Annotated in this window: 6 protein-coding genes and 1 pseudogene; 4 read left to right on the forward strand and 3 right to left on the reverse strand. The window is 38.4% G+C overall.

Going from position 1 to position 6,672, the window contains the following annotated elements; genetic code table 11:
- Window positions 1-73: 73 nt before the first annotated feature.
- A complete protein-coding gene (gene pheS / locus IQ228_RS17920) occupies window positions 74-1,066 on the forward strand; it encodes a phenylalanine--tRNA ligase subunit alpha (RefSeq protein ID WP_027400769.1) in 993 nt (330 codons plus the stop codon).
- A 334-nt stretch (window positions 1,067-1,400) separates the two neighbouring features.
- Here the strand turns inward: pheS and IQ228_RS17925 are convergent, their stop codons facing one another.
- Window positions 1,401-1,964 carry a Uma2 family endonuclease gene (locus IQ228_RS17925; RefSeq protein WP_027400768.1) on the reverse strand — a complete coding sequence of 188 codons (564 nt, stop codon included), beginning with the start codon at window positions 1,962-1,964 and terminating at the stop codon, window positions 1,401-1,403.
- A 620-nt stretch (window positions 1,965-2,584) separates the two neighbouring features.
- Between IQ228_RS17925 and proB the strand changes: the two genes are divergently transcribed.
- The 3 genes and pseudogenes from proB to IQ228_RS17940 form a co-directional block, all read left to right on the forward strand.
- The gene (proB, locus tag IQ228_RS17930; RefSeq protein ID WP_027400767.1) at window positions 2,585-3,694 is read left to right on the forward strand and encodes a glutamate 5-kinase; all 1,110 of its coding nucleotides are present in this window, start codon (window positions 2,585-2,587) and stop codon (window positions 3,692-3,694) included.
- A gap of 90 nt (window positions 3,695-3,784) precedes the next feature.
- Window positions 3,785-4,972, forward strand: coding sequence for an FtsW/RodA/SpoVE family cell cycle protein (locus IQ228_RS17935; protein ID WP_193963787.1), 1,188 nt, complete (start codon window positions 3,785-3,787; stop codon window positions 4,970-4,972).
- Window positions 4,973-5,393: 421 nt separating this feature from the next.
- Window positions 5,394-5,645: pseudogene (locus tag IQ228_RS17940) on the forward strand (element excision factor XisI family protein); the annotation flags it as partial.
- A 41-nt stretch (window positions 5,646-5,686) separates the two neighbouring features.
- Here IQ228_RS17940 and IQ228_RS17945 read toward each other — a convergent pair.
- Together IQ228_RS17945 and IQ228_RS17950 are read right to left on the reverse strand one after the other, a co-directional pair.
- Complete coding sequence (locus IQ228_RS17945) at window positions 5,687-6,139, reverse strand: hypothetical protein (protein ID WP_193963788.1); 453 nt, start codon at window positions 6,137-6,139, stop codon at window positions 5,687-5,689.
- On the reverse strand, window positions 6,129-6,437 hold the full coding sequence (locus tag IQ228_RS17950; RefSeq protein WP_193963789.1) for a hypothetical protein: 309 nt from the start codon (window positions 6,435-6,437) through the stop codon (window positions 6,129-6,131). The genes IQ228_RS17945 and IQ228_RS17950 overlap by 11 nt, the downstream gene beginning before the upstream one ends.
- Window positions 6,438-6,672 lie beyond the last annotated feature (235 nt).

A 6,672-nucleotide genomic window follows, 5' to 3' on the forward strand; every position in this document is an offset into this window, starting at 1 on the left:
TAAGAGACAGCTGCTCCCCTGTTCCCCGTCCCCTACTATAGACTAATGACTAATGACTAATCACCAATAACTAATGACTAGCAATTTAGAGGATCAACTTTTAGCATTACGGCAAGAAGGAGAAACAGCGATCGCCTCTGCTGATAGCCTAGAACGCCTAGAAGAACTTAGAGTCAACTATTTAGGCAAAAAAGGGCAATTGGGGGCGCTATTGCGAAGTATGGGGCAAATGAGCGCGGAAGAACGGCCTAAAATTGGAGCGATCGCTAACACAGTCAAAGAAGCTATTCAAAACAGCCTTGACCAGCAACGCACAACCCTAGAAGCTGCTCAAATTCAGGTACAGCTAGAGGCGGAAACCATAGATGTCACCATGCCCGGTATTTACCGTCCCCAAGGTCGGATTCATCCCCTCAATGGCATTATTGACCAAACCCTAGATATCTTTGTCGGCATGGGTTACACCGTTGCCCAAGGATCAGAAATGGAAACAGATTACTACAATTTTGAAGCACTTAACACCCCCCCAGATCATCCAGCCCGTGATATGCAAGATACCTTCTATTTACCAGATGGTAATTTATTACGGACTCATACTTCCTCAGTGCAAATTCGCTACATGGAAAAGGAAGAACCACCCATTCGAGTTGTTGCCCCAGGTCGAGTATATCGCAGAGATGATGTAGATGCGACCCACTCAGCAGTTTTTCATCAAATCGAACTTTTAGCCATAGATGAAGGACTAACTTTTACAGACCTGAAAGGAACTGTCAAAATCTTTTTACAATCAATATTTGGCGACTTACCAATTCGCTTTCGTGCCAGTTATTTCCCTTTTACTGAACCTTCGGCAGAAGTAGATTTACAGTGGAAAGGACGTTGGTTAGAAGTCATGGGTTGCGGAATGGTTGACCCCAATGTTTTAAAATCTGTCGGTTATGACCCCGAAGTTTATAGCGGCTTTGCTGCTGGTTTTGGTGTAGAACGTTTTGCTATGGTATTACACCAAATTGATGATATTCGCCGTTTATATAACAGCGATTTACGCTTCTTACAACAATTTTAATATCCAGGTGGGCATAAGTTCCGCCTGGGAATGATAGCGAAGCGTGGCGTAAGCCATATTCCCAGTCTCATAGCAAAAGTTGTCTTTTGATGACTAAATAATCTTGAGTCTACTTTAGGGATCACCAAAAAATAAATTACCCAATTTTGTGGGATGGGCATCCTGCCTATCCTTGGTAATTAGCGGGCAATTCGTCCCGCACCACAAGAAACTTTTGGGGATTTTTTTAATTGGAAGTCCCTTAGTAGACTTTGGTTATTAGCCCTGACATTCATTTCTGGGTGGGGTTTACCCGCCCTTGATAAAGTTTCTCATCCCCCTTTCCTTGCTACAGTTATGAACCAAAACTCAACCAACCAAAAATTTCCTTAACTGTTAATTCTAAATTTATATTTTCCAAAATTGGTAATTTATCATCATCTTCATATATTTCAATTTTTTGTCCAGGAAATACAGCCAATACGCTTTCTTCTTCTGGGTTTAATAACCAACCTAACTCAGTTCCATGTCGGGAACAATGCAATAATTTTGTTAATACTTTTTTCTGTAGTTGTTCAGGAGAAAGAATCTCTATTATCCAGTCAGGATGAATTTCAAAGCGGTTAGCAATTTTCCCAGATTTAGTTGTGGGAATTCTCTCCCACCGGAACACCGCAATATCAGGAACAATGGTACTACCACCAAAAGTACAGCGTAGTTCGGAGAAAGCTATAGCAATTTTTTGACTTCTGGTTAGTCCATTGACAACTTCAATAAAAGTAGTCTGAATTAAGCTATGTTCACCCTGTGGCATAGGTTTTTGTAGGATTTCCCCCTTAATAAATTCTGATGCTGGTTTAGTTTCTGGTAACTTGAGAAAATCTTCTAGTGTAATCTGGCGTTCAGTGGCTATAGTCATAATTGGTAACTAGAAAGCATAGTTATATTATCAACGATAACCATACCTTCGCCATTTTTTGTAGGTTGGATGAAGCGACAGCGCAATTATATTGGAATGTTTCTTGGTTCTACAATACACATTTTGGTTAGTTCACGTTTATACTCAAAACGGCTAAAACTTGGACTTTTTTATAATACAAATAACAGTCTCAAAGCCTCTCCCCGTTGCGGGGAGAGGTTTGGAGAGGGGTTCCATATTTAGTTAAACAATAAACCGTTTGCAGTATACCTACTTAGTGCCGCTAGGCGAAAATCAAAAGTCAAAGGTCAAAACGAAGACGGTATAAGCTTTTGGGAGATTTATAGTGGTTGGTTTATTTTCGCCGTGCTGTATTAATAGTTTTAAGATACAAATCTTTACAAAGATTTATCATTCGTCAGGAAAGTAAATCTAAAGAAATAGTTAAGGAATTATCAAATTCGCAAAAAATCAGAGATTATTAATTTCAATAACATCAGGGTCAGCCTAAAAAGACCCTAGCACATAATAGATAAATATAAACCCGTACAGCGCCAACCTTCACCATAGAGGGATTGGCGCTGTATAATTTTTTGGGAATAACAACTGACCACTAACTAATGACCAAAACAATTGTTGTTAAAATCGGTACTTCTAGCCTTACTCAACCAGAAACAGGACAATTAGCCCTTTCTAGTATTGCTACTTTAGCGGAAACCCTCTGTGATTTGAGACGACAGGGACATCGGGTAATTTTAGTTTCTTCTGGCGCGGTGGGAGTCGGTTGTGCGCGGTTAGGGTTAACGGAACGTCCCAAAACTATAGCTTTAAAACAGGCTGTAGCAGCAGTTGGACAGGGTAGATTAATGCGTATATATGATGATTTATTTAGTATTCTCCAACAACCAATTGCTCAAGTATTATTAACTAGGGCAGATTTGGTACAACGTAGCCGCTATCTGAATGCTAATAATACTTTTCAAGAATTACTAGGTTTGGGAGTAATCCCTATAGTTAATGAAAATGATACAGTAGCGGTAGAAGAATTAAAATTTGGGGATAATGATACCCTGTCTGCATTAGTAGCTAGTTTAGTAGAAGCAGATTGGTTATTTTTATTAACGGATGTTGATAGATTATATTCAGCCGATCCTCGTTCCGTACCCGATGCTAAACCAATTAGTTTAGTTAGTAGTATGCAAGAACTGACAGATTTACAGATTCAAACTGGTGGACAGGGTTCTCAATGGGGGACTGGAGGGATGATGACTAAAATTTCGGCAGCGAGAATTGCGATCGCTGCTGGTATTCGTACAGTCATTACTCAAGGACAGTTTCCCCGAAACATTGAAAAAATTATTCAAGGGGAACTCATTGGTACACATTTTGCACCGCAACCAGAACCAACCTCAGCCCGCAAACGTTGGATAGCCTATGGTTTGATTCCTGGAGGAAAATTATATTTAGACAAGGGGGCGATCGCTGCCGTTGTCAAAGCGGGAAAATCCTTACTAGCAGCGGGAATTAAAGCCGTAGAAGGGGAATTTGACAATCAAGAGGCGGTGCAATTGTGTGATAGTAATGGTGATGAAATTGCTAGAGGATTAGTGAATTATAATAGTGAGGAATTGCAGAAAATTTGCGGACGACATTCACGGGAAATCCCCTCAATTCTGGGTTATGAAGGCGCAGATACTGTGATTCACCGAGATAACTTAGTTTTAATTTAAATACAGGATTTCTTGTAGTAGGGGCGGGGTTTCCCCACCCAGGAGTCAGGAGAAGAAAGAAGAAAATCACCAATTACCAATTACCAAATTGTGAATCTACTCCGTTTAATCCCAATTTTTGATGATTCTGTTTCTAGCTGGGGTTTAGAAGCCCGATTGTTGCGCTGGCTAACATTAACGTGGATGTTTATTGGCTTAATCATCCTCTTTTCCGCATCCTATCCCGTTGCTGATGCCCGTCATGGTGACGGTTTGTATTATTTTAAACGGCAAATTCTTTGGGCTATAGCTTCCTTAATTATTTTCAACATCATTGTTAATTTGCCATTGCGAAAAATCTTGGGTGTATCTCATTGGTTTTTAATATTTTTTCTGATGCTGATTTTTCTGACATTAATACCAGGATTAGGAAAAAAAGCCTTTGATGCTGCTAGGTGGATAGCCATTGGCCCCATTCCTATCCAACCATCAGAATTAATTAAACCCTTTTTAGTTTTACAAAGCGCCACACTTTTTGGCCAGTGGGAAAAACGACCTTGGGGAATTCGTTTATCTTGGTTGGGTGTTTTTGGTCTTGTGCTTTTAGGAATTCTTGCCCAACCTAACTTAAGTACCACAGCACTTTGCGGCATGACAATTTGGTTCATTGCCTTAGCAGCAGGAATCTCATATAAATATTTGGGAGGAACAGCCTTTGGTGGTCTGCTTTTAGCATTACTCAGTATTAGTATCAAAGAATATCAACGTAAACGCATTATGTCCTTTATGAATCCTTGGGGGGATGCCACAGGAGATGGTTATCAGTTAGTACAAAGTTTATTAGCCGTAGGTTCAGGGCAAACTTGGGGGTCGGGATTTGGACTTTCTCAACAAAAGTTATTCTATTTACCAATTCAAGATACTGATTTTATCTTCGCAATTTTTTCCGAAGAATTTGGTTTTATTGGCAGTATTTTACTCTTGCTAATGTTAGCAATATTTGCCACTTTAGGATTAATTATTGCCCTTAAATCCAAAAATCTCACATCCAAATTAGTAGCAATTGGTGTAGTAGTTGTCATGATTGGCCAATCACTATTACATATTGGTGTAACTACAGGTGCATTACCAACTACAGGCTTACCTTTACCTATGTTTAGTTATGGTGGTAATTCGATGGTTGCCAGTTTGGTATCTTCTGCGTTATTAATTCGAGTAGCTAGGGAGGGTAGTGAAGCAGAAGTAGTCCCTTTACGAAGAACACCGTCTGAACCTCGGACAAGAAGACGATTTTTTTAGCGTAAAACATCTATCCCGCAAAGAACTCAAGTCATCTCATTCATCTCATTCCCAGTCTCTGACTGGGAATGAATTCTAGAAGGCTCTGACTTCAATGATATTAGAGGCAGAGCCTCATTAACTGCATTCCTAGTCAGAGACTAGGAACTCAACAGCAGATTAATTACATTATTTTTGATCCAATTCAGGAGGTAATTGTACAATGGATAAGTTAGAAAAATACAGAAGAATTATAATTAGTATTGTTGCAAATCACGCCAAGTAAGTAATTGGACAAAAATATTTACAGTCATTGCGAGCGAAGGGAAGCAATCACAACCCTGGCGATTGTTTCATTTCACTTTGTTCCCTATGGCTAACGCCACGCTGCGCTAACGCAATGACATTGTGTAATTAATTCTGTCTCACTACTTATAAACCTAGTCATGGAAAAATTGAGGCTTTATGTATTTCTGATCAAGAATCTGATAATTATTTGTTAATGGTTACAGGTTGGGTTCATGCAGTGGTGTTTCATTTGCGAATTATTGATGGGAAAATCTGCATTGAAGGGGATGGTACAGAAAGGGGGATAACTGGGGAATTATTGGAATTAGGAGTAGGAAAGGATGATATTATTTTAGGGTTTATTCGTCCTGAATATCGCCAGGTTACAGATTTTTTTGTGGCTTAAAATAAAGTGTAAAATAAAATCAGAAGTTTTGGGAATAATAATTATGATAAATACTTATTCACAAATTCTTGAGGAGTTAAACATTCAAACTCTTTTGTTTCTTGAACTAAACAACGAATTAGTTTATAATTAGCAGAAACAAAACATTGAGTTTCACCCTTACTAGCAGTTAAATAAACTCCAATATCTTCACGAGGAATTAATCCTAACTCTTCTATTTTGAGCCATTCCTCAGAAGTAAAATTGACATAAATAACCTGTAATTGCTGCCAAATCCGAGCGACAATTTGACTACCCCAATCTTTATTATATAAACGTTTAGATACTCGTAAGATTTGATCTAATAATTCTTCTGAAACGATAACTTCTACAGATGAAGATTGTAAAGAACCAACTGATTCTAATATTTTTCTTTCATAACTATCCTGATTAGCAACACCAATAATATAAATATTAGTGTCTAAAAATAGACGTTGAGGGATATCATAACTCATTGCGATGCTGTGCTTTTAATAAATGTTCTTCAGCTATTTCTCTTTTTACATCTTGAATTAAATTAATAATTTGCTCATGGGAATTATATCCTGTATTATCTAAGGAATCTTTTACCTGTGCTGCTAATATTTCTAGGGGAATTAATGTTTGTTCCTGAGAGTTTTCTCGGACATTTTTGGTAACAGCTTGTGTTAAAATTAGTTTTAACTCAGTCTCTAGAGTCCGTCCATGTTGTTCTGCTTGATATCTGAGATTTTCGACTAGGCTGGGTTCTAAGTTATCTAGAATTATTTTCATATTTCATATAGCTTGGGATAGGTTTATATTATAGCATTTTTCATGATTATATCTCAACGCGGTAGGGGTTTAGCAATGCTCATTGGTGTCAACTTAACGTAAAACCTTTAGCCCGCCTGGGAATGATAGCGTAGCGTGGCGTTAGCCATATTCCCAGTCTAATAGCAGAAGTTGTCTTTTGATGACTAAATAACCCGGAAATTTTTGAGTAAACTTTAGTTTACTTTCGCTATTA

Origin of the sequence: Dolichospermum sp. LEGE 00246, from assembly GCF_015207865.1 — a bacterium.
Classification (GTDB): domain Bacteria; phylum Cyanobacteriota; class Cyanobacteriia; order Cyanobacteriales; family Nostocaceae; genus Dolichospermum; species Dolichospermum heterosporum.

Coding starts and splice junctions, on each gene's coding strand:
- pheS (WP_027400769.1), top strand. CDS start 74: ATGACTAGCAATTTAGAGGATCAACTTTTAGCATTACGGCAAGAAGGA.
- IQ228_RS17925 (WP_027400768.1), bottom strand. CDS start 1,964: ATGACTATAGCCACTGAACGCCAGATTACACTAGAAGATTTTCTCAAG.
- proB (WP_027400767.1), top strand. CDS start 2,585: ATGACCAAAACAATTGTTGTTAAAATCGGTACTTCTAGCCTTACTCAA.
- IQ228_RS17945 (WP_193963788.1), bottom strand. CDS start 6,139: ATGAGTTATGATATCCCTCAACGTCTATTTTTAGACACTAATATTTAT.
- IQ228_RS17950 (WP_193963789.1), bottom strand. CDS start 6,437: ATGAAAATAATTCTAGATAACTTAGAACCCAGCCTAGTCGAAAATCTC.